The 21,456-nt window shown below is 65.6% G+C and carries 24 protein-coding genes; 10 read left to right on the top strand and 14 right to left on the bottom strand.

Features of this window, described 5'->3' with window-relative positions; genetic code table 11:
• Positions 1-39: 39 nt before the first annotated feature.
• Positions 40-1,869: an ABC-F family ATP-binding cassette domain-containing protein gene (locus FHT36_RS05905; protein ID WP_169121602.1), complete on the top strand. Its 1,830-nt coding sequence runs from the start codon at positions 40-42 to the stop codon at positions 1,867-1,869.
• A 6-nt stretch (positions 1,870-1,875) separates the two neighbouring features.
• Here the strand turns inward: FHT36_RS05905 and FHT36_RS05900 are convergent, their stop codons facing one another.
• From FHT36_RS05900 to FHT36_RS05850, 11 genes are all read right to left on the bottom strand, one after another.
• Complete coding sequence (locus FHT36_RS05900) at positions 1,876-2,361, bottom strand: MaoC family dehydratase (RefSeq protein WP_169121601.1); 486 nt, start codon at positions 2,359-2,361, stop codon at positions 1,876-1,878.
• The gene (locus tag FHT36_RS05895) at positions 2,358-2,822 is read right to left on the bottom strand and encodes a MaoC family dehydratase (RefSeq protein WP_169121600.1); all 465 of its coding nucleotides are present in this window, start codon (positions 2,820-2,822) and stop codon (positions 2,358-2,360) included. The genes FHT36_RS05900 and FHT36_RS05895 overlap by 4 nt, the downstream gene beginning before the upstream one ends.
• 86 nt (positions 2,823-2,908) lie before the next feature.
• Entirely contained in the window at positions 2,909-3,253 is a 345-nt protein-coding gene (locus tag FHT36_RS05890; RefSeq protein WP_169121599.1) for a DUF6968 family protein, read from the bottom strand.
• A 187-nt stretch (positions 3,254-3,440) separates the two neighbouring features.
• Positions 3,441-3,773: a DUF6968 family protein gene (locus FHT36_RS05885; protein WP_169121598.1), complete on the bottom strand. Its 333-nt coding sequence runs from the start codon at positions 3,771-3,773 to the stop codon at positions 3,441-3,443.
• 1,060 nt (positions 3,774-4,833) lie between these two features.
• Entirely contained in the window at positions 4,834-5,295 is a 462-nt protein-coding gene (locus FHT36_RS05880; RefSeq protein ID WP_169121597.1) for a hypothetical protein, read from the bottom strand.
• Entirely contained in the window at positions 5,283-5,885 is a 603-nt protein-coding gene (locus FHT36_RS24820; RefSeq protein ID WP_169121596.1) for a DUF433 domain-containing protein, read from the bottom strand. The genes FHT36_RS05880 and FHT36_RS24820 overlap by 13 nt, the downstream gene beginning before the upstream one ends.
• Positions 5,886-5,985: 100 nt before the next feature.
• Positions 5,986-6,930, bottom strand: a complete 945-nt coding sequence (locus FHT36_RS05870) for an IS1595 family transposase (RefSeq protein ID WP_169121595.1) — start codon at positions 6,928-6,930, stop codon at positions 5,986-5,988.
• Between the two features lie 105 nt (positions 6,931-7,035).
• On the bottom strand, positions 7,036-7,494 hold the full coding sequence (locus tag FHT36_RS05865; protein WP_169121594.1) for a MaoC/PaaZ C-terminal domain-containing protein: 459 nt from the start codon (positions 7,492-7,494) through the stop codon (positions 7,036-7,038).
• Positions 7,495-7,503: 9 nt separating this feature from the next.
• Positions 7,504-8,601 (bottom strand): redox-regulated ATPase YchF, encoded by a 1,098-nt coding sequence (gene ychF, locus FHT36_RS05860; protein ID WP_169121593.1) that lies wholly within the window; start codon positions 8,599-8,601, stop codon positions 7,504-7,506.
• A 150-nt stretch (positions 8,602-8,751) separates the two neighbouring features.
• Positions 8,752-9,360: an aminoacyl-tRNA hydrolase gene (gene pth / locus FHT36_RS05855; RefSeq protein ID WP_169121592.1), complete on the bottom strand. Its 609-nt coding sequence runs from the start codon at positions 9,358-9,360 to the stop codon at positions 8,752-8,754.
• Between the two features lie 78 nt (positions 9,361-9,438).
• Complete coding sequence (locus FHT36_RS05850) at positions 9,439-10,041, bottom strand: 50S ribosomal protein L25/general stress protein Ctc (protein ID WP_024277343.1); 603 nt, start codon at positions 10,039-10,041, stop codon at positions 9,439-9,441.
• Between the two features lie 177 nt (positions 10,042-10,218).
• Between FHT36_RS05850 and FHT36_RS05845 the strand changes: the two genes are divergently transcribed.
• Complete coding sequence (locus FHT36_RS05845) at positions 10,219-11,280, top strand: c-type cytochrome (protein ID WP_246702063.1); 1,062 nt, start codon at positions 10,219-10,221, stop codon at positions 11,278-11,280.
• A gap of 3 nt (positions 11,281-11,283) precedes the next feature.
• Here FHT36_RS05845 and FHT36_RS05840 read toward each other — a convergent pair whose 3' ends face one another.
• From FHT36_RS05840 to FHT36_RS05830, 3 genes are all read right to left on the bottom strand, one after another.
• Complete coding sequence (locus FHT36_RS05840; protein ID WP_168462333.1) at positions 11,284-11,421, bottom strand: hypothetical protein; 138 nt, start codon at positions 11,419-11,421, stop codon at positions 11,284-11,286.
• 82 nt (positions 11,422-11,503) lie between these two features.
• Complete coding sequence (locus FHT36_RS05835) at positions 11,504-12,631, bottom strand: zinc-dependent alcohol dehydrogenase family protein (protein WP_024277344.1); 1,128 nt, start codon at positions 12,629-12,631, stop codon at positions 11,504-11,506.
• A gap of 154 nt (positions 12,632-12,785) precedes the next feature.
• The gene (locus FHT36_RS05830) at positions 12,786-13,421 is read right to left on the bottom strand and encodes a TetR/AcrR family transcriptional regulator (protein ID WP_024277345.1); all 636 of its coding nucleotides are present in this window, start codon (positions 13,419-13,421) and stop codon (positions 12,786-12,788) included.
• Between the two features lie 220 nt (positions 13,422-13,641).
• Here FHT36_RS05830 and FHT36_RS05825 point away from each other — a divergent pair, with 220 nt between their 5' ends.
• The 8 genes from FHT36_RS05825 to FHT36_RS05790 all read left to right on the top strand — a co-directional run bounded on the left by FHT36_RS05825 (position 13,642) and on the right by FHT36_RS05790 (position 21,435).
• Positions 13,642-14,208 (top strand): OsmC family protein, encoded by a 567-nt coding sequence (locus tag FHT36_RS05825; RefSeq protein WP_169121591.1) that lies wholly within the window; start codon positions 13,642-13,644, stop codon positions 14,206-14,208.
• A 93-nt stretch (positions 14,209-14,301) separates the two neighbouring features.
• Complete coding sequence (locus tag FHT36_RS05820) at positions 14,302-15,435, top strand: acyl-CoA dehydrogenase family protein (RefSeq protein ID WP_169121590.1); 1,134 nt, start codon at positions 14,302-14,304, stop codon at positions 15,433-15,435.
• A gap of 89 nt (positions 15,436-15,524) precedes the next feature.
• Positions 15,525-16,388 carry a sulfurtransferase gene (locus FHT36_RS05815; RefSeq protein WP_169121589.1) on the top strand — a complete coding sequence of 288 codons (864 nt, stop codon included), beginning with the start codon at positions 15,525-15,527 and terminating at the stop codon, positions 16,386-16,388.
• A gap of 22 nt (positions 16,389-16,410) precedes the next feature.
• Positions 16,411-17,037, top strand: a complete 627-nt coding sequence (locus tag FHT36_RS05810) for a 2-hydroxychromene-2-carboxylate isomerase (protein ID WP_169121588.1) — start codon at positions 16,411-16,413, stop codon at positions 17,035-17,037.
• Positions 17,034-18,212, top strand: coding sequence for an FAD-dependent oxidoreductase (locus tag FHT36_RS05805; protein WP_169121587.1), 1,179 nt, complete (start codon positions 17,034-17,036; stop codon positions 18,210-18,212). The genes FHT36_RS05810 and FHT36_RS05805 overlap by 4 nt, the downstream gene beginning before the upstream one ends.
• A gap of 73 nt (positions 18,213-18,285) precedes the next feature.
• The gene (locus tag FHT36_RS05800) at positions 18,286-19,650 is read left to right on the top strand and encodes a CmpA/NrtA family ABC transporter substrate-binding protein (protein ID WP_169121586.1); all 1,365 of its coding nucleotides are present in this window, start codon (positions 18,286-18,288) and stop codon (positions 19,648-19,650) included.
• A gap of 4 nt (positions 19,651-19,654) precedes the next feature.
• A complete protein-coding gene (ntrB, locus tag FHT36_RS05795; RefSeq protein ID WP_169121585.1) occupies positions 19,655-20,494 on the top strand; it encodes a nitrate ABC transporter permease in 840 nt (279 codons plus the stop codon).
• A 5-nt stretch (positions 20,495-20,499) separates the two neighbouring features.
• Positions 20,500-21,435, top strand: coding sequence for an ABC transporter ATP-binding protein (locus FHT36_RS05790; RefSeq protein WP_169121584.1), 936 nt, complete (start codon positions 20,500-20,502; stop codon positions 21,433-21,435).
• Positions 21,436-21,456: the final 21 nt, after the last annotated feature.

Here is a 21,456-nt window from a genome sequence, read left to right as displayed (position 1 = left end):
GCCTTTGCGTTCCGGACCGGAGGGCTTTAATCCGGCCCCATGGCTCCTCCGCTCGTTCTCCTTCAGGATATCCATCTGCGCTTCGGCGCCACCCCTTTGCTCGACGGCGCGGAGCTTTCCGTGTCGGCGGGCGAGCGGGTGTGCCTCGTCGGTCGCAACGGCTCGGGCAAGTCCACGCTGCTGAAGGTGGCGGCGGGGCTGGTCGAGCCGGATTCCGGCACGCGCTTTTTCCAGCCCGGCACCACCGTGCGCTATCTCCAGCAGGAGCCGGACTTTTCCGGCTATGCGACGACGCTGGCCTATGTGGAAGCCGGGCTTGGACCGGGCGACGATGCCTATCGCGCCCAATATCTCCTCACCGAGCTGGGCCTCACCGGACAGGAAGACCCCGCTCACCTCTCCGGCGGCGAGGCCCGCCGGGCCGCTCTGGCGCGCGTGATCGCGCCGGAGCCGGACGTGCTCCTGCTGGACGAGCCGACCAACCATCTCGATCTGCCGGCCATCGAATGGCTGGAAAGCGAGCTGAAGGGGCTGAAGTCCGCCATGGTGCTCATCAGCCATGACCGGCGCTTCCTCGAAACCCTCTCGCGCGCCACCGTCTGGCTTGATCGCGGCCAGACCCGGCGGCTGGAGCAGGGCTTCGGCGCGTTCGAGGCGTGGCGCGACGAGGTACTGGAGCAGGAAGAGACGGAGCGCCACAAGCTCGACCGCAAGATCGTCGCAGAGCTGGACTGGCTGCGCTACGGCGTCACCGCCCGCCGCAAGCGCAATGTGCGCCGGCTGGGCCTGCTGCATTCCATGCGCAAGGACCGCCGCGACGAGCGCCGCGCGGTGGGCAACGTCAAGCTGGCGGTAAGCGAGGCGGAGGCCTCCGGCAAGCTCGTCATTGAGGCGAAGCACATCGCCAAGGCCTTCGGCGAGCGGGAGGTGGTGAAGGACTTCTCCACCCGTATCCTGCGAGGCGACCGCATCGGCATCATCGGCCCCAACGGCGCCGGCAAGACCACCCTCATCAAGCTGCTCACCGGCGAGCTTGCCCCCGATTCGGGCACGGTGAAGCTCGGCACCAATCTCGAAGTCGCCAGCCTCGACCAGAAGCGCGCCGCCCTCGACCCCGGCACCACCCTGCGCGATGCGCTGACCGGCGGCGGCTCGGACCAGGTGCAGGTGGGCGGCGCGCCCAAGCATGTGATGGGCTATCTGAAGGACTTCCTTTTCACCCCCGAGCAGGCCAACGCCCCGCTCTCGGTGCTCTCCGGCGGCGAGCGCGGCCGGCTGATGCTGGCGCGGGCGCTGGCCTTGCCCTCCAATGTGCTGGTGCTGGACGAGCCCACCAACGACCTCGACCTCGAAACCCTCGACCTTCTGCAGGAGATGGTGGCGGACTATCCCGGCACCGTCATCCTCGTCAGCCACGATCGTGACTTCCTCGACCGCACCGTCTCCAGCGTCATCATGGCGGAGGGGGATGGTGTGTTTCGCGAATATGCGGGCGGCTATTCGGACATGCTGTCCCAGCGCGGCCGTGGCGTGGAGGCGCGGGACAAGAGCACCCCCGCCGCGAAGGCGAAGGGTGGCGAGCAGAAGCCGGACGCCGGCAAGGGCACGGGCGGCGCCGCAGCCGGGGGGAAGCGCCGCCTCTCCTTCCATGAGCAGCACGCCCTGAAGACGCTGCCCAAGACCATGGACGACCTGCGCGCCAAGCTGGAGAAGCTGGCTGCCGAGATCGCCGATCCCGCCCTCTATGCCCGCGATCCGGCGCGCTTCGACAAGGCCTCGGCGGCGCTTGCCGAGACGCAGGCGGCCCTCGACGCCGCGGAAGAGGAATGGCTGCGCCTCGAAATCCTGAAAGAGGAACTCGAGGGCTAGGCCCGCTCAGGGGCGGCGGCGCATCAGCACGGTGCTCTCGAAGTCGATGACGAGATCCCCGTGCTGGTTGGTGCCTGAATTGTAGGTGCGCAGGAAGCCCCATTGGGGCCGGGACTTGATGGTGATCTTGTCCCGCACCTCGGTGGCGAACGATATGGTGTCGCCGGCATAGACCGGCTTCAGCCAGCGCAGCTTGGTGAAGCCCGAGGCCGGGCCGAAGGAGCCTCCGCCCGGCACGCCTTCTTCGCCGGGTTTGGAGGCCTCCTTGGGCAGCGCCATGTTGGAGGCGACGAAGCACTTCATCCACATGGCGGCCGTGTGCCAGCCGGAGGCCACCAGCGCGCCGAACGGGCTGCGCCGCGCGGCCTCCGGATCCACATGGAACGGCTGGGGATCGTAGAGGCGGGCGAAAGCCAGCATCTCCGCCTCGGTGAAGGTGTGGTTGCCCAGCGCGGCGGTGGCGCCCGCCTCGACTTCCTCGAAATACATCATGCGAGGCGCGCTCCCGGATTGCGACGGCCGACCATGACCACGCAGGTCTGGTCGAGTGCGGCGCTCTTGTCGGCTTTCAGAAGCTCGAAGCGGAAGGTCACGAGGCCCATGTCCGGGTTGCTCTTGGAGGTGCGGCTCTCCAGCACCGTGCGGCGGAGCGTGAGCACGTCGTCGGGAAAGACCGGGGCGAGCCACTTGTTCTCGGTGACGCCGGGCGAGCCCATGCCGGCGGTGCGCAGCAGGAAGCCGTCGCAGATAAGCCGCATCATGATGGCGCAGGAATGCCAGCCGCTGGCGGCGAGCCCGCCGAGCAGGGACGCCTTGCCAGCCGCCGCGTCGAGATGCATGGGCTGGGGATCGAACTCGCGGGCGAAGGCGAGGATCTCCTCCTCCGTGACCTTGTGCGAGCCGAACGTCTTCACCTCACCGATGATGAAATCTTCGAAGAAGATGTCGGGCAAGGCGGCCTCCCTGTCGTTGGAGGCCGATGGAAGGCGAGGATGACGCAAACGTCAAGCTGGGCGTGGGGATGACCGGGGCGTCCGGCTCAAAAGAGCTCCTTGTCGCGCCCCACCAGAAGGTCGCGGAGGTTCGGAGTGACCGGGAAACCATAGCCGCCTTCGCGACCGGGCGCGTAGAGCACGCCGTCGTCGTGATACTCGGACACGTAGAGGTGCACGCCGACGCACATCATGGAAAGAATGAGCGCCTGCAGGGCATCCACCCCGTGGATGACCATGCTCTTGGTCTCATCCGGCCAATCGATCTCGAAGCGGCAGCCCCAGGACTCTCCAATGTCCTCCACGAGGTGTTCGGGCTGGTAAAGGCGAATCTCCACCGGCGTGTCGCCGGACTCGCCCCTGATGAAAAGGGTGTGCGTGAGGATCACCATGGCGGGGCTCCGCGGAGGGCTGAAATCAGAAGCTCATCTTGTCGACGCCGATGATCACGCAGATTGCTCGGAACGGGCCGTCCTCGCGGTGCCCTCTTCGGGATTGGCGGAGCGCGGCGCGGCTTCCGTCTGACAGGAAAGGAATAGATTTCCGACCCGATCATCGGCGTCGCTATGAGCTGGTATGCTAAAATGACATTTTATCGATGCCGACAAGAAGATCGCGAATATTGTTTGGGACCGGAAATCCATAGCCCTCCTCGGTCTCGAAGGCGCGCAGCGATCCTTCCCGATGATAGGCGCTTGTATAGATGTCAGCTCCGATCATTTTGAGCGCTAACGAGAGAGCTTGGAGAGCGTCCATGCCATTGGGCATCATGACCTGTGTTCCCTCCGGCCAGTCGATTTCATAACGGCATCCCCATGCCGGCCCCAGAAATTCAGGTTTGAATACCCTGATTTCTATTTTTCGATCCCCATTCTTTTTGTGTAGGTAGAGATTGTGCGTAAGTATCAACATAAGTTGAAATTCCTAGAAAGGGAGTGGCGGAATTGGGTGGCCCTGCAGGCAAGCGGCGTATCGGAACGATGCTTGCTCGTGGCCGGGCCGTGACTTCAGCATGTTGCAATAGAGCGTGTCTTGTTTGAGTCGAAAATTGCATTCTGCCTCCAAGGCTGGAGAAATTCGGCGCATAGAGACTGAAATATTTTGTCCTACTGGTTTTATCCGTATGGTTCCTGGCGCAGCGCCTCCGGCCCATCGCCCGCCACCCGGCTCGCCACTGGGGATACGCGGCTGGCTGGGATCATAGCCGCCCTTCAATGCAAGCTTGAGGCGCCACGTCGCGACATCGAGGTTCAGCCGCCGCGTGAGGCGGCGCATTCGGTCGAGGGAATCCAATTCTGCATCTGTCTGCGACACAGCCGCTCTCCTCCGTCAATCCGAAGGAGACGATTTAGGAATATATTGGCGATTATATACCTGACGAACCACGGCGAATCGGGTAGTGTCACGCTTGCCTCACAACCAAGGAGGGGGCGATGGCTGGTGCGACGAAGATTTTAGCCTGCGACGTGATCAATCAGGCGGCCGGAGGTAATCAGCCCGTCACAGACAAAGACATTATCGCGTCCTGCCCAAAGTGCGGGAAAGTCGCGCTGAGCGATTGTATTGTCAGCCAAGACGTTGAGACGACGTACGTTCACATGCGATGCGGAAGCGTTCTCTTAGTTATCAGCGCGCCTAACCCTGACGGCAAACCGTGGCCCGGCAGAGGGATGCGGCTTGGAGACTTTGTGCTCCGCAATCCCGTGGAGCTCAGTTTCCACGGTTTGGTGATCGACGCGTCTCCGAACGCTCTCGCTAAGGCCAGAAATGAATAGGCGCAACGCGGGGCCATTATCCGTCTTCCCGTCGCATATCCATTTCACAGGACGCACCTCCAATGAAAAAGCCCGCCTACTTGGCGGGCTTCTTTGATTCCGGCTTGCCCTTAAGCGTGGGCTTGGGCGTAGGTGGCGACGATGCTACCTTGCGTAGTGCTGCGTCGAATCGCTCTTCCGATTCGTCGCATTCAAGCTCACGGGCCGCTTGCCGGAACCGCTCCGCTTGCGCCGACGTGTCGCTTGGGTTCTTTCCGTCCATCCCAATGCCTCACAAGAAACAAGCGATTCTGTTGATTTGCTCGGTATATATATGGTCGCTTCTCGCTGTTCGCGATCTTGCTGATCTTGGGATAGATCGCCGTTAGATGAGCGATCTTGTGCCAAGTCGGCATCTGCGCGCCCCACAGATAGAAGCAACCTATCTTGTGCTGCACCACCGCGCAAAGCTCCGCTGACTCCTTGTGAAATTTCGCGTCATGGCTAAGCACCACCCACCGCCGCGCGCCGACAATGGCAAGCCATTGGTCGTCAGGCATGTCCTGTTCAAACTTCTGCTTGAAGTGAGACTCCACCGCAAACGGAGGCTTCATTCGCTCGACTTCCTCAGGGAAGCGGCGCCCAAAACACCGATCGAAGTAGAGCGTTAATGAACCCACGTGTTTGATTGCCTGAGGTCAACGCCCTCGAATTCAAGGGCCTTTTCGACCATTGGCTTCGATAGAGCATAGTCATCGGCGATCTCAGAAAGAGTATCGCCTGCGATCCACCTGCCCTTTAGCGCCCAAGTCGGGATGCCACCAACGGATGGCGCCCCAAACGAGACGCGAGGATCTATCACAATAGGAGACGAGCGCCCCCCAAGGTACCAGCGGAGAGCGAGCCCATTGTCATATTCAAATTGCTCAAGCCGCCCCAAGATTTCTTCCCAAGCGATTTGACCGCCTTCGCTGACTAAAACGACGCGCCCCTTCTCGGCCTTTGGCTCAAACTCCTGATAATCCAAGAGCAGTTGCCGGCCGTTCATTTTGAACCGATGTTCAGCAAAGGGGAATTGGCTTTTCAGCTGCTTACTGACATAAGCGCGCGCCGCTGCGATATCCTTTAGTTTCACCCCACCCTTTCGGGCGGCGGCCACAACCGCGACTTCGATAAGCTGCATATATGACAAGGGGGCGCGGTGGTCTCGCTCCGACAACGTTTTGCGCCCTCCGACCTTATGCCAATCAGCAATGGTCTGAGTCGACACATGCGCATACCTAGCCGCTTCCCGAACTTGGTAGTTCGGGACATAGAGGCGCTCCCTCCATGGCTCAGCGGCAATGCTAGCTGCCGTCACGGCGATATCCTTAACATGGGCGCTCGTGAGATGTTTTATAGGTAAGGCGCTTACCAGAGGCACCAGAAAGGGCGCGAGCCGCTCGCGCCTGATCGCCGATGCCAACGGCTACGCGATTGTTGTACCGAAAATCGAACTCGGCAAGGTAGCGGTGCAGGTGCTTCTCGGAGCAGTGCTGATACACGCCCTTCATGCCGCGCTTGAAGATGGAGAAGACGCCTTCAATCGTGTTCGTGTAGGCCTCGCCGCGCACATACTCGCCTGCGGTGTGGCGCACGCGGTCGTGACGGGCAAAGGTGGTGCCGACTTCGTTGTAGAGGCGGCTTTCGTCCGTGTTGAGGACGGTTTCCTTGTTCACGTTTTCGGCGACGATCTGGCCGACCTGCACCTTGGTGGCCTTGTCCACGTGGAAGGTGCGAACGCTGCCGCCACGCTCCACAAGACCGACCACAGCTCGCTTGCCAGCCGGACCTTTGCCTTTACCCTTGAAGGGCTCACCGCTGGTGCGAACCGTGGGCTGTTCCTCGGTCTTGCCGAAATAGGTCTCGTCAGCCTCCACCACCATGCCGTTGCCGCCCATGGGGGCCAGATCGCCGGAGCGCATGGCTTCGCGGATGCGGTGAGCCATGAACCAAGCGGTCTTGTATGTCACCTCAAGCACGCGGTGCAGCTGGTGGGCGCTGATGCCCTTCTTGCTGGCGCACATGAGGTGAACAGCCTGGAGCCACTTGTGTAGCTCAACATGACTGCTCTCGAAGATCGTGCCGACGCGCACCGTGAACTGCTTGCGGCAGGAGGCGCACTTGCGAAGGCCGATGCGGGTCTTCGTCAGATCGTAGTGCTTTTCCATGTTGCCGCAGTGAGGGCACACCGGGCCAGCCGGCCATAGGATTTTTTCCACATGCGCAAACGCTGCGGCTTCATCGTGGAAATAGGGCTGGGACAACACGGACATGGCTAACTCCTTGATCTAGAAGCTAGCCCCTTCGGCCTGGTTCGTCAAGTATATAATCGCCAATATATTCCGATACGCAACTAATGCGTGCTACCGGCCCCGCCGCTATCGCGCATCCGGTGCCAGATGCTTCAGCTCGAAGCGGATCACCTCGGTCCCATCTTCCCGCCGGGCGCTGCCGGTGCGGTGGTAGATGGTCCAGCCGGGCCGGCTGCCGCTGGGGCGGGCGTCGAGGATTTCGGTGAAGAAGGTGATGGTGTCGCCGGCGCGCACCGGGGCGAGCCATTTCAGGTCGGTCATGCCGAAGCCGACACCCACCGGCGCGATCACCGCCGCATGGTCCTCCGGCAGGCCCTCAGCCGCCGCGCCGTGGGCGCGCACGAACAGACCCATCCACATGGAGGCCGTGTGCCAGCCGGAGGCGATGAGGCCGCCGAAGGGCGAGGATGCCGCGGCCTCCGCATCCACATGGAAGGGCTGGGGATCGTAGGCGCGGGCGAAGCGCACGATCTCTTCGGCCGTGAAGGTGAAGCGGCCGAGTAACTGCGGCCCGGCCCCGACCATCGCGGAGCCTCAGTTGGCGAAGCGGAAGTGCAGCACGTCGCCGTCGGCGACCACGTAGTCCTTGCCTTCCAGGCGGAAGCGGCCGCCCTCGCGGGCGCCGGCCTCGCCCTTGAACTTCACGTAATCGTCGAAGGCGATGGTCTCGGCGCGGATGAAGCCCTTCTCGAAGTCCGTATGGATCACGCCCGCCGCAGCCGGGGCCTTGGTGCCTTTGGTGATGGTCCAGGCGCGGGCCTCCTTGGGCCCCACGGTGAAATAGGTGACGAGGTGCAGCAGGTCGTAGCCGGCGCGGATCACCCGGTTGAGGCCCGGCTCCTCCAGGTCGATGGCCTCCAGATACTCCTTCTGCTCCTCGGGAGGGAGAACCGCGATCTCGCTCTCGATCTTGGCCGAGACCACCACCGCCATGGCGCCTTCCAGCTTCGCCCGCTCGAACACCTGGGCGGAGAGGGAATTTCCCGCCTTGGCGGAGGTCTCCTCCACATTGCACACATAAAGAACGGGCTTTGCGGTCATCAGTCCCAGCTGGGAGAACATCCTCTCCTCTTCCGGCTTCACCTCGGCGAAGCGGGCGGGCTTGCCCTCGCGTAGCAGCACCAGGGCGCGGGTCATGAGGTCGAGGGTGTCCTTGCCCTCCTTGTCCAGGGTCCTGGCCTTCTTCTCCAGCGCCGCGGCGCGCTTCTCCAGGGATTCGAGGTCGGCGAGCATCAGCTCGGTCTCGATGGTCTCGATGTCGTCCACGGGGGCGATCTTGCCTTCCACATGGGTCACGTCCCCATCCTCGAAGCAGCGCACCACATGGGCGATGGCGTCGCACTCGCGGATGTTGGCGAGGAACTGGTTGCCGAGGCCCTCGCCCTTGGAGGCGCCGCGCACCAGGCCGGCAATGTCCACGAAGGTGAGGCGGGTGGGGATGATGGCGCCCGAGCCGGCGATCTCCGCCAGCGTGTCGAGGCGCGGGTCCGGCACCGCCACGTCACCCACGTTCGGCTCGATGGTGCAGAACGGATAGTTCGCGGCCTGCGCCGCCGCCGTCTGGGTGAGCGCGTTGAAGAGGGTGGACTTGCCCACGTTGGGAAGCCCGACGATGCCGCATTTGAAGCCCATGGAACGCTCAGGAGTTGCACCCGCCCGCCGGTGCGGCTGCAGGATGGAGATAAGGATCAGGCCGCGCTGCGGCCGTTGGGGATCGCATAGCCCCTCGGACCTCGGGTGCGCAACCCGCCCGGCCAGGGGCGCATGGGCCAAGGCGCGGCCTCAGCCCTTCTCGCCGATCCTTTTCTGCTCGCCGAAGCCCTGGGCTTCGAGGAAAAGGTGGGTGCGGTTCTGGAATTCGTCCGGGCGCTGCTTCACGAGCAACTCGGCGAAATCGGCGCAGGCGTCGCTCACGGCATCCACCCAGCTCTTTTCGGACTTGGCGAAGTCGTTGAGCACGTAGGCATGCACCAGCGCCTTGTCGCCGGGATGGCCGATGCCGAGGCGGATGCGCCAGTAATCGTTGCCGCACTGGGCGGTGATCGACCTCAGCCCGTTATGGCCGGCATTGCCGCCGCCCTTCTTGATCCGCACCTTGGCGGGGGGCAGGTCCAGCTCGTCGTGGAAGACGAAGATGTGGTCGAGGGGGATCTTGTAGAAGCGCTGGGCCTCGGCGACGGCCCGGCCGCTTTCGTTCATGAAGGTCTCGGGAAAAAGCGCGATGACCTTCTCGCCGGCGATCTCGCCTTCGGCTGCCGCGGACTGGAAGCGGCGGCGCAGCGGGCCCAGGCGATGGCGGCGGCAGATGGCGTCGAGGGCCATGAAGCCGACATTGTGCCGGTTGCCGGCATATTTCGGGCCGGGATTGCCGAGCCCTGCGAACAGGAACATGAGGCGGATCTCCGGCCCGGAAAACGGGGAGCCGCGGCTTCTAGACCAGCGCGGCGCCCGGGATCGTCAGCGATCCGCTCAGGCCTTGGGCTCTTCCGCCGCCGGCTCCTCCTCGGCGCCCACGGGGGCGACGATGGTGGCGAGGGTGTCGTCGCCCTGGCCGGCCCAGGTCACGCCCGCGGGCAGCTTCTGGGAAGACAGGTGGAACGCGTCACCATAGGCGGCGCCGGTGAGGTCGACCTCGATGGCTTCCGGGATGGACTCGGCCGGGCATTCCAGCTCGACGGTGTGGGCGACCACGTTCAGGGTGCCGCCGGCCTTGAGCGCCGGGGAGGCTTCCTGCTTCACGAAGTGCACCGGCACGTCCACGGTCACGGTCGTGCCCTTGGAGACGCGGAGGAAGTCCACGTGAACGGGGAAGTCCTTCACCACGTCCAGCTGGTAGTCGCGCGGGATGACGCGGTGCTTGGTGCCGTCCACGTCCACCTCGAACAGGGTGGTGAGGAAGTGGCCGGCATAGATGATCTTGTTGATCTCGATGAAGTCGAGCGAGATCGTGATGGGGTCCTGCTTCTCGCCGTAGATCACGGCGGGCACACGCCCGGCGCGGCGCTCGGCACGGGCGGCCCCCTTGCCGGCCCGCGGGCGCGCCACAGCCTTCAGTTCCTTGATGGCAGTCATGGCACTTGTCCTAACTTTAATATGTGTCCGATATGGCGCGCGGTCCGCAGCGGACACGCGCCTTCGACCGTCGGCACGCCTCCAGGGGGGCGCATGCCGCGGACGAAGGCGCGCTTATAACGGTGCGGCGGCGCCAAAGCAACAATCGCGGGCGTTTGCGCCCGGCAGGGGGATGCCATGGGGGCCTGGGTCAGCTTCACGACGGGATGGGTTGTGCGGGCCGGCGCCATGGCGGCGCTGGTGCTTGCCGCGGGGGCGGCACTCGCCCAGCCGGCAACGGTCCCGCCCGGCGAGGCGGCGAATGCCGCTGCCGCCAACGCCCGCATCGCCGTGTGGGACATCCCCGATGTGGACCTCCTGCCCGATGACGCCTATGGGCAGCTGGTGCGCTACGGTCGTTCCGTGCTGGAGGCGACGGCGCGCCATGTCGGCCCCGATGCGGCGAACCCGGCCATGCGGTTCGCCGGCAACAATCTCGCCTGCGTGAACTGCCACCTCAACGCCGGGCGCAAGAAATTCGGCCTGCCGCTGGTGTCGGCTTCAGCGGACTATCCCGCCTATTCCACGCGCACGGGCAAGGTGGCGACACTCGAGGACCGCCTCGACAATTGCATGATGCGTTCCATGAATGGACGGCCCATGCCGCGGGATGCCCTGCCCATGCAGGCGCTGGTCGCCTATCTGCGCGTGCTCTCCTCCGCCCTGCCAAAGGACGCGCGCATCGAGGGCGCTGGGGCGGGCGCCGTCCCCGAACTCGACCGCCCCGCGGATCCGCAGCGCGGCGCGCGCGTCTACGCGCAGAATTGCCAGTTCTGCCATCGCTCGGGCGGGGAGGGGCTGCGGCGCAATCCGGTGGATGCGAACTTCGGCTATGGGGTGCCCCCCCTGTGGGGGCCCGACAGCTTCAATGACGGCGCCGGCATGAACCGTCTCATCACCATCGCCAATTTCGTGCACGACAACATGCCCAACGGCACCGACTGGCTGATGCCGGTGTTGTCCGCGGAAGAGGCGTGGGATGTGGCCGCCTATGTGGTGAGCCAGCCCCGCCCGTCCCGTCCCGCCTTCGCGGCCGACTTCCCGGACCTGCTCGCGAAGCCAGTGGACACGCCCTACGGGCCCTATGCGGACGGTTTTCCGCCGAGCCAGCACAAATATGGCCCGTTCGCCCCCATCCGTGCCGAGATCGCTCGGCTGAAGGCGACGCTGGGGCATGTGCCCAATCCAGAGGCGCGGTAGGGGTTACCTGGGCGTCGAGGACTGGCAGGCGCCGGGCTTGCCCACCGGCGTGCCCTGGCCGAACCAGTTGCCGCACTTGTCGCAGCCGGAAACGGCGATGGCCAGCGCGGCGACGGCGGCGAGACGGATGGCGACGCGCATGGCTTCTCCTTGAAACGCGAGCGGCAGATTAGGCGATCCACCGCGGAAGGGAAGGGGCCGCGCCGCCGCGGCCCCTCGCTCCTCAATAGACGATGACGTGCCGCACTACCTCGCCGCGGTCGAGGCGGTCGAAATTCTCGTTGATGGTGTCGAGCGGCCCGGTGGAGGAGAGCAGGCGGTTCACCGGCAGCTTGCCGCGCTTGTAGAGCGCCATGAAGCGCGGGATATCGCGCGGCGGCACGCAGCTGCCCATGTAGCTGCCCTTGATGGTGCGCTCCTCGGCGACGAGATGCACCGGCGGCAGGGAGATGCGGGCGTTGGGATTGGCGAGGCCGCCCGTGGTGGTGGTGCCGCCGCGGCGGGTGATCTTGTAGGCGAGCTCGAAGGCGGGGGCGGAGCCGGCCATCTCGATGGCGTGGTCCACGCCGCCGCGCGTCGCCTCCTTCACCGCCTCCACGATGTCCGGATCGCTGGCGAGGAAGGTGTCGGTCGCGCCGATCTGGCGGGCAAGGTCGAGCTTCTGGGGCGACAGGTCGAGGGCGACGATCTGGTCGGCGCCCGCCGCCACCGCGCCCATCACCGCCGAAAGGCCGACGCCGCCGAGGCCGACCACAGCGACACTCTGGCCCGGCCGCACGCCGGCCGTGTTCACCACCGTGCCGACGCCGGTCATCACCGCGCAGCCGAACAAGGCGGCGTCGATGAGCGACATCTCCTTGTCGATCTTGATGATGGAGCGGCGCGAGACCACCGCATACTCGCCGTAACCGGCGATGCCGCACAGGTGGTAGATGTCGGTGCCGTCATCGCACTTCAGGCGACGTCCGCCGCCGAGCAGGGTGCCGGCGCCATTGGAGGCCTGTCCCGGTCCGCACAGTTGCGCCCGGCCTTCCATGCAGGAGGGGCAGGTGCCGCAGGTGGGCACGAAGCTCATCACCACATGGTCGCCGGCGCTGAGATCGTCGACGCCTGGGCCGGTCTCCACCACCACGCCCGCGGCCTCGTGACCGAGCACCATGGGGAGCTGGCGCGGACGGTCGCCGTTGATGACGGACAGATCGGAATGGCACAGGCCCGCCGCCGCCACCTTGATGAGCACCTCGCCGGCCTGGGGCGGTGCGAGCTGAACCGTTTCAATCGAGAGCGGGCGCGTGTCCGCATAAGGCTTGTTGACCGGAGACGTGCGCAGGACGGCGGCGCGGATCTGCATCTTTTCCTCCCGATGCTGTTACCGCGTTTTCGGACGCCGTGGGGCGGAGCGTCAAGCGCGGGAGACTGCGCATTTCGCAGGGGGCGTGGGCCGTCTCCTGCTCCGGACGCATGGAGCGTGGGCGGGAGCGGGCGGGAAGGTGGAGATGCGTCCGTCAGGCCGCTTCAGCCGCCATGCCGGAGAGCAGCAAGTCGGCGGTCTGCCCCGCGAGCAGGGCGACGTTGGCGTCCTTGGTGATCATGGCGGCGACGATGGCGCCGTCGATCAGGACACCCAATTGGTGGGCGGCACCGTTGGGGTCGCGCGCGCCGGCCTCGGCGGCGAGGCGGGTGATGGTTTCCAGCACCACCTTCTTATGGGCGAGGGCGATCTGGCGCATGCGGTCGTCGGCCTTGTCGTGCTCCGCCACCGCATTGATGAAGGGGCAGCCGAAGAAGCGGGCGTCGCCGAACCATTCGCGCAGCACGGGGAAGATGCGGCGCAGGCGCATCTGGGCGGTTGCCTCGCCTTTCAGCAGTTCGCCGAGAAACCAGTCGCGCCAGGCCGCGCCCTCGCGCTCCAGCACCGCTTCCACCAGCCGTTCCTTGGAGCCGAACGATTTGTAGAGGGTCGCCTTGGCCGTCGCTGCCTCGGCAACCACGGCGTCCACGCCCACCGCATTGATGCCGTGCTGGCAGAACAGCCGCGTCGCGGCCTGAAGGATACGCTCGCGCGCCTTCGGCTCGGCCTCGCCGGCGTCCGGGGCGGCGTGGGGATTGGCCTTAGGGCGGCTTGCCTTCGTTTGCTGCATCGCTTCTCACCAATGTGCCACTTTCGCGTGCACTCAGACAGACCTGTCTGTTTTCTACAGGCACGAACCGTGCCGGACAAGCGCCGCCGACTTTTCCCGCAGTTCCTTATTTCTCATGAGGAAACGCAGTTTTCCTTCAGTCCGTCGCGGCCCTCGGTGGATCTGGCATAGCGCGTGCATAAGACAGAACGGTCTGTCTACACGACCCAAGGAGATCCTGATGACTGCGCCCCAGACCGCACTGACCGGCTGCCTCGCGCCAGAAGCGACCACGGGCTGCCTTGCGCCCATCGACAAGGAAGGCCTCGCCAAGCTCATCGCGGCCGGCAAGGCGGACCCCAAGGTCATCAAGACCCTGAAGTGCAAGACCGTCGCCGAAGGCCGCTTCCGCCACGCCAATTACATCCGCAATCTTGAGCCCTATATCGTTGATGAGCCCCCGGGCCTGCTCGGCGACGACACCGCCCCGAACCCCTCCGAGGCGTCGCTGGCCGCGCTCGGCTCCTGCCTCGCCGTGGGCCTCCACGCCAATGCGGTGCATCGCGGCTGGACCGTTCGCAAGCTGGAGTTGCAGCTGGAGGGCGACCTCAACATCACCGCCGTGTGGGGCACGGGCGACGTGAGCGAGAAGCCGGTCGGCTTCACCGACGTGCGCGTGAAGGTCGACATGGAGTGCGACGGGGTGCCGAAGGAGGAGATCGACGCGCTCATCTCCCACGTCACCAAGTGGTCGCCCGTCGCCAACACCTTCGTGCGTCCGGTGAACCTGGAGGTGGCGCTGGGCTGACCAGCCGGCGCCGAACGCCCCGGCCGTCTTCGGCCGCATCCTGCCCGGCGCTGTCCGGGCAGGCTCCCGCCCAATCCCTCGTCGAGGATCGCCATGTCGCTGCCTGTGCCGCACGCCGCCGTCACCGCCTTGTCGCCGCATGATCCCGCTGCGGCCGATCTCGATGCCGGCATCGCGCTGGCCGAGATCGGCAAGATCGCGCGGACCGACCTTTCTGCCTGGGCGCGGGCCATCGACGAGGGCACCTATCCCGCAACGCTCCTGCATCGCTTCGCCGACGCCGGAGCCTTCCGTCTGCATCTGTCGCAGGGCCACCGGCTGAGCAATGCCATCGAGGGCATGTCCCGCGTGTCCGAGGTCTGCGCCGCCACCGGCTTCATGGCGTGGTGCCAGAATACGTTGGTCTGGTACCTCATAAATTCCGAGAACGAGGCGCCGCGCGCTAAATATCTCGCCGCCGTCGCCACAGGCCATGTGCTCGGCGGCACCGCTTTGTCCAACCCCATGAAGTCCTTCTTCGGCATCGAGACGCTGAAGCTCAAGGGCACGCGGGTGGAGGGCGGCTACAAGGTGAAGGGCATCCTGCCCTGGGTCTCGAACCTCGGCCCCGACCATTTCTTCGGCTGCATCTTCGCCGTGGACGGCGCCGCACCGGTGATGGCCATCATCGATTGCGCCGAGCCGGCCGTGACGCTGAAGCCCTGCGAGCCGTTCCTCGGCATGGACGGCACCGGCACCTACGGCGTGCAGGTACGCGACCTGTTCATTCCCGACGACATGGTGCTGGCGCACGACGCCATGTCGTTCGTGAAGAAGATGCGGGCCGGGTTCATCCTGCTCCAGGCCGGCATGGCCATCGGCCTCATCCGCGATTGCATCGCCATGATGCGCGAGGTCGAGGAGCCGCTCGGCCACGTGAACCGCTATCTCGACGTCCAGCCCGACCAGCTCTGCGAGACGCTGGCGGCCATGGAAACGGAAGTGAACACCCTCGCCGAGACGCCGTTCGATACGAGCCCGGACTATTGGCGCCGTGTCGTTTCCGCCCGCCTGCTGGCCGGCGAGAAGAGCGTCGAGGCCGCCCATAACGCCATGCTCCACTGCGGTGCCCGCGGCTATGTGCGCGCCTCCCGCTGCCAGCGGCGCCTGCGCGAGGCCTATTTCGTCGCCATCGTCACGCCGGCCACCAAGCAGCTGAAGCTGATGCTGGACCAGATGCCGGCCTGAGGCCAGCCGCCCGTTTCAAAACATGAGGGGCGCAAAGCCCCCGGTGCCTTCCGAAAGAGTGTCCTCCTGACCCGCAAGAGGGGATCACCATGAGCGCAATCCTGATTTCGCCGCCCGATCTGTCGACCCTCATCCTGTCCGAGCCCACCGTCGTCATCGACACCCGCGACCCTGCGAGCTACGCCGCCGGGCACATCCCCGGCGCGGTGAACCTGCACGAGATCTTCACCTTCCTCGCCACCTCGACCCCCGAGGGCTATGCCGAGCTGACGGAAAAATTCGCCGACGCCTTCGGCAAGGCCGGCCTCTCCGGCAAGGAGACGGCGGTGATCTACGAGCAGTCGATGAATTCCGGCTTCGGCCAGTCCTGCCGCGGCTATTTCCTGCTGACCTTCCTCGGCTATCCGAAGGTGAAGGTGCTGCATGGCGGGTTCGCCGCCTGGACGGCCGCGGGCCTTCCCGTCTCCACGGACGTGCCCGAGCCGAAGGCCGCCACCTTCCCGGTGGACCAGGCGGCCGGCGAGGTCATCATCGATGCCGGCGCCATGCTGAAGGCGGTGGAAGACCCGGCCGTCGCCAAGCTCGACGTGCGCGATGTGGACGAGTGGATCGGCGAAAGCTCGTCGCCCTATGGCAAGGATTTCTGCCCCCGCAAGGGCCGCATACCCGGTGCCAAGTGGATCGAGTGGTACCGCATGATGAAGCCGACTGCCGAAGGGCCGCGCTTCAAGTCCTCCGCCGAGATTCTCGCCGAGTGCGCCACCGTGGGCATTTCGCCCGAGACCCCCGTCTATCTCTACTGCTTCAAAGGGGCGCGGGCCTCCAACACCTTCCTCGCGCTGAAAGAGGCGGGGGTGAAGGACGTGAAGATGTATTTTGGCTCCTGGAACGAGTGGTCGCGCGATCCGTCCCTGCCCATCGAGGAGGGGCACCCGGCCGCGGCCCTCGGCTGAACCGAGCCAAAGGAGCCCCGCCGTGCCCGAGATCATCTGCTATTTCAGCCCCCAGTCCGGTTATGCCTATCTGGGGCACGGTCGCCTGCGCGAGATCGCGCGCGCGGCGGGCGCCGACATCCTGTGGCGTCCCGTCGACATCCTGAAGGTCTTCGCCGAGGGCGGATCCACCGCCCCGGCGAAGCAATCGCCCCAGCGCAACGCCTATCGCAAGCAGGACATCGTGCGCTGGGCCAAGGTGCGTGGCATCTCCATCAACACCGAGCCGAAGTTCTGGCCCACGGATACGCTTCCCGCCTGCCGGCTCATCGCGGCGGCGCAGCTTGAGGGCATCGACCCCGCCGATCTCATCGGCGCCTGCCTCTCCGCCGTCTGGGTGCGGGACATCCAGATTTCCGAGCGGGACAACCTTGTCCGCCTCTCCAATGAGGTGGGCCTGGATGGCGAGAAGCTCGCCACTCTTTCCGACAGCGTGGAGGCGGCCGACAAGATCGCCCGCAATACCGCCGCGGCCATCGAGGCCGGCGTGTTCGGCTCGCCCACCTATGTCGTCGATGGCCAGATGTATTTCGGCCAGGACCGGCTGCTGTTCGTCGCCGCCGCGTTGGGTGTCGCGCAGGAGCCGGTGGCACAGGAGCATCTGTCGTGAGCGCGCCGCTCGTCATCATCGGCGCAGGGCAGGCGGCGGCGCAGGCCGTCACCTCCCTCAAGGCGGAGGGCTATGGGAAGCCCATCATCGTTATCGGCGACGAGCCCTATCTGCCCTACCAGCGCCCGCCGCTCTCCAAGGCCTATCTCGGCGGCGAGATGACCGAAGACCGGCTGGAGCTGAAGGCGCCCGCCTTCTATGCCGAGGCCGGCGCCGAGATGCGCCTCTCCACCCGCGTCACCCGCATCTTTCCCGCGGGCAAGGAGGTGGAGCTTTCCGATGGCGCCCGCCTCACCTACGGCGCGCTGCTGATCGCCACCGGTACCCGCGCCCGGGCGCTGCCTGTGCCGGGGGCGGAACTGTCGGGCGTGTTTTCCATCCGCAGCATCGACGATGTGAAGCACTTCCGCGCGGCGGCGCAGCCGGGCGCGCGGCTGGTCATCATTGGGGGCGGCTATATCGGGCTGGAGACGGCCGCCAAAGCGAAGATGCTCGGGCTCGACGTGACCGTGGTGGAGGGCGCGCCGCGGCTCCTCGCCCGCGTCGCCTGCACAACCATCTCGGATTTCGCCCGTGTGCTGCACGAGGGCCACGGCGTCACCATCCTCACCGGCACCGGCGTCGCCCGTATTCTGGGCACGGACGGCGTGACGGGTGTGGAGCTCGTCGACGGGCGGGTGCTCCCGGCCGATCTCGTGCTCTCCGCCGTGGGCGCGGTGCCCAATGGCGAAATCGCCGCCGATGCCGGCCTCGTTATGGAGAACGGCATCCGGGTGGATGAGACGACCCGCACCAGCGTGCCCGACATCTATGCTGCCGGAGACGTGGCCAATTTCCCGAGCAAGCTCTACGGCCGGCGGGTTCGCCTTGAATCCGTGCAGAATGCGATCGATCAGGCCAAGGCTGCCGCAAAAGCAATCAGCGGTGGAGCGGTTGCATACGATCCGGTGCCCTGGTTCTGGTCCGATCAGTATGATGTGAAGCTGCAGATCGCCGGCCTTCTCGACGGGCACGACCGCACCGAATGCGAGGGCGACGTGGCCGCGGGACGCTTCTGCGTCAGGTACTTCGCGGGGGATCGCCTCGTCGCGGTCGCCTCCGTCAACGATCCCAAAAGCCACATGCTGGCGCGCAAGGCGCTCGCCACCCCGCCGCCCGTCCCCGTTCCCGGGTGAGCGTGGCACGGGCATTGCCCTATCCCAGCGTCACATTCGTCCGGTCCATCGCAAGCCCTCACGGAGAGCCCTGATGTCGATGTTTTCCAACCCGTTCTCGCTGAAGTCCACGCTGCGCCGCTGCCTGTGCGGGCGGCACGCGAGCGCGGAGGAGCATGCGGCAGCGGAGCGGGCTGCGACGCTCTCCGATGAGGCGCGCTACAAGGAGGTGGTCGCCTCCGGCCTCATGCGGGCGCTGTTTCCCAACGACCTGAAGCGCCGCGCCTTCCTCAAGGCCGTGGGCACCTCCACCGCGGCGGCGGCCCTCGCCACCTTCTTCCCGCTCGATGCCGCCACCGAGGCCTTCGCCCAGACCGGCAAGCCGGAGAAGACCGATCTCAAGGTCGGCTTCATCCCCATCACCTGCGCCACGCCGATCATCATGGCCCATCCGATGGGCTTTTATACCAAGCACGGCCTGAACGTGGAGGTGGTGAAGACGGCCGGCTGGGCCGTGGTGCGCGACAAGACCATCAACAAGGAATACGACGCCGCGCACATGCTGGCGCCCATGCCGCTCGCCATCTCGCAGGGGCTGGGCTCGAACCCGATCCCGTTCGTCGCGGCGGCCATCGAGAACATCAACGGCCAGTCCTTCACGCTCGGCATCAAGCACAAGGACAAGATGGACGTGAAGTCGTGGAAGGGGCTTAAGTTCGCCATTCCCTACGACTTCTCCATGCACAACTACCTGCTGCGCTATCTGCTGGCGGAGAACGGCCTCGACCCGGACACCGACGTGCAACTGCGCGTGGTGCCCCCGCCGGAGATGGTGGCGAACCTGCGGGCCGAGAACATCGACGGCTTCCTCGCGCCGGACAACGTGGCCCAGCGCGCGGTGTTCGATGGCGTCGGCTTCATCCACTCTCTGTCCAAGACCATGTGGGACGGCCACCCCTGCTGTTCCTTCGCGGCCAGCCGCGAATTCATCTCCACCATGCCGAATACTTACGCAGCCCTGCTGCGCGCGATCGTGGATGCCACCGGCTATGCCTCGAAGGCGGAGAACCGCAAGGCCATCGCCGAGGCCATCGCGCCGGCGGCCTATCTCAATGCGCCGCCCATCGTTCTGGAGCAGGTGCTGGTGGGCAAGTACGCCGACGGGCTCGGCAACATCAAGGACGACCCCAAGCGCGTCGATTTCGACCCCTTCCCGTGGGATTCCTTCGCGGTGTGGATGCTGACCCAGATGAAGCGCTGGGGCCAGATCAAGGGCGAGGTGGATTACACCAAGGTGGCCAACGAGGTCTTCCTCGCCACCGATGCCGCCAAGGTGATGAAGGAGATGGGGCTGACCCCGCCCGCCACCACCATGAAGTCCTTCTCTGTAATGGGGAAGGTGTTCGACCCGGCAAAGCCCGCCGAATATGTCAGCTCCTTCGCGATCAAGCGGAGCTGAGCGGATGAAGAGCCTCGGCGTGCGCGCCGGCCTCCTCTCGGTGCTGCTCTTCGTCGCCTTCTGTGCGTTGTGGCAGGTCGCCGTCACCCCGAGCGCGAGCTCGGGGCCGGCGCTCGATCCCGAATATGCCAAGCTCATGGGCATCGCGACCCAGGGCGCCAAGTCTGCCATGCCGGGGCCGCTCGATGTGGCGGGCAAGCTCTGGGACAACCTCAAGCGGCCGTTCTACGACAACGGTCCGAATGACAAGGGCCTCGGCCTCCAGCTTCTCTATTCCATCGGCCGGGTGTTCATCGGCTACGGGCTGGCGGTGCTGGTGGCGGTGCCCATCGGCTTCCTCATCGGCATGTCGCCGCTGGCCTACCGGGCGCTCGATCCCTTCATCCAGGTGCTCAAGCCCATCTCGCCCTTGGCCTGGATGCCGCTCGCCCTCTACACCATCAAGGATTCCTCCCTCTCGGCCATCTTCGTCATCTTCATCTGCTCCGTCTGGCCCATGCTCATCAACACCGCCTTCGGGGTTGGGGCGGTGCGCAAGGAGTGGCTGAACGTGGCGCGGACGCTGGAGGTGGGGCCGTGGCGCCGCGCCTTCACCGTGATCCTGCCGGCGGCGGCACCGACCATTCTCACCGGCATGCGCATCTCCATCGGCATCGCCTGGCTGGTCATCGTCGCGGCGGAGATGCTCGTGGGCGGAACCGGCATCGGCTACTTCGTCTGGAACGAGTGGAACAACCTCTCCATCGCCAATGTGATCGTCGGAATTTTGCTCATCGGCGTCGTCGGCATGGCCCTCGACCTCATTCTCGCGCGCCTGCAGAAGCGCGTGACGTTTCCGGAGTGAGGGCCATGGAGAACGCCAAGACCGAGAGCGATCCCAAATTCATCTCCATCGAGGGCATCGCCCGGCGCTATCCGGCGCCGGGGGGCGGCTCCACCACCATCTTCGAGGATCTGTGGCTTCCCGTGGCGCGGGGCGAGTTCGTCTGCATCATCGGCCACTCCGGCTGCGGCAAGACGTCGGTGCTGAACATCCTCGCCGGGCTCGAGGAGCCTTCGGACGGCGTGGTGGTGGTGGACGGGCAGGCCATTTCCGGCCCGAGCCTTGATCGCGCGGTGATCTTCCAAGGCCATGCGCTGCTGCCGTGGAAGAGCGTCATCGGCAATGTGGGCTATGCGGTTTCCTCCCGCTGGCGCAAGGCGGGACGCGCCGAGGTGGAGGAGCGCGCGCGCCGCTTCATCGATCTCGTCGGCCTCAAGGGCAACGAGCTGAAGCGGCCGGCGGAACTCTCCGGCGGCATGCGCCAGCGCGTGGGCATCGCCCGTGCACTATCCATCGAGCCGAAGATCCTGCTGATGGATGAGCCCTTCTCCGCCCTCGATGCGCTCACCCGCGGCACGTTGCAGGACGAGGTGCGGCGCATCTGCAAATCCACCGGCCAGACGGTCGTCATGATCACCCACGACGTGGACGAGGCCATCTACCTCGCCGACAAGATCGTGCTGATGACCAACGGGCCGGAGGCGATGATCGCCGAGGTGGTGGAAAATCCGCTGCCCATGGAGCGGGCCCGCGACAGCATCCACCGCGAAGAGAACTATTACGCGGTGCGCAACCACCTCGTGGACTTCCTCGTCTCCCGCAGCCGCACGTTCAAGGCGGAGATGCCGGCGGGCTACGACCGCCGCCACCCGCCCGTGGTGCGTCTCGGCCGCCGGCCGGAGCCCGCGCCCGCACCGGCCAACACCATCCCCTTCCCCGCCATCGCCAGCGCGCGCGACTGACGGGCCTGCCTCTTCGACCGA

Origin of the sequence: Xanthobacter sp. SG618 (genome assembly GCF_012932745.1) — a bacterium.
Classification (GTDB): Bacteria; Pseudomonadota; Alphaproteobacteria; order Rhizobiales; family Xanthobacteraceae; genus Xanthobacter; species Xanthobacter flavus.
The sequence above is the reverse complement of the archived record's forward strand: the minus strand, read 5'-3'. Positions and strand labels throughout refer to the sequence as shown.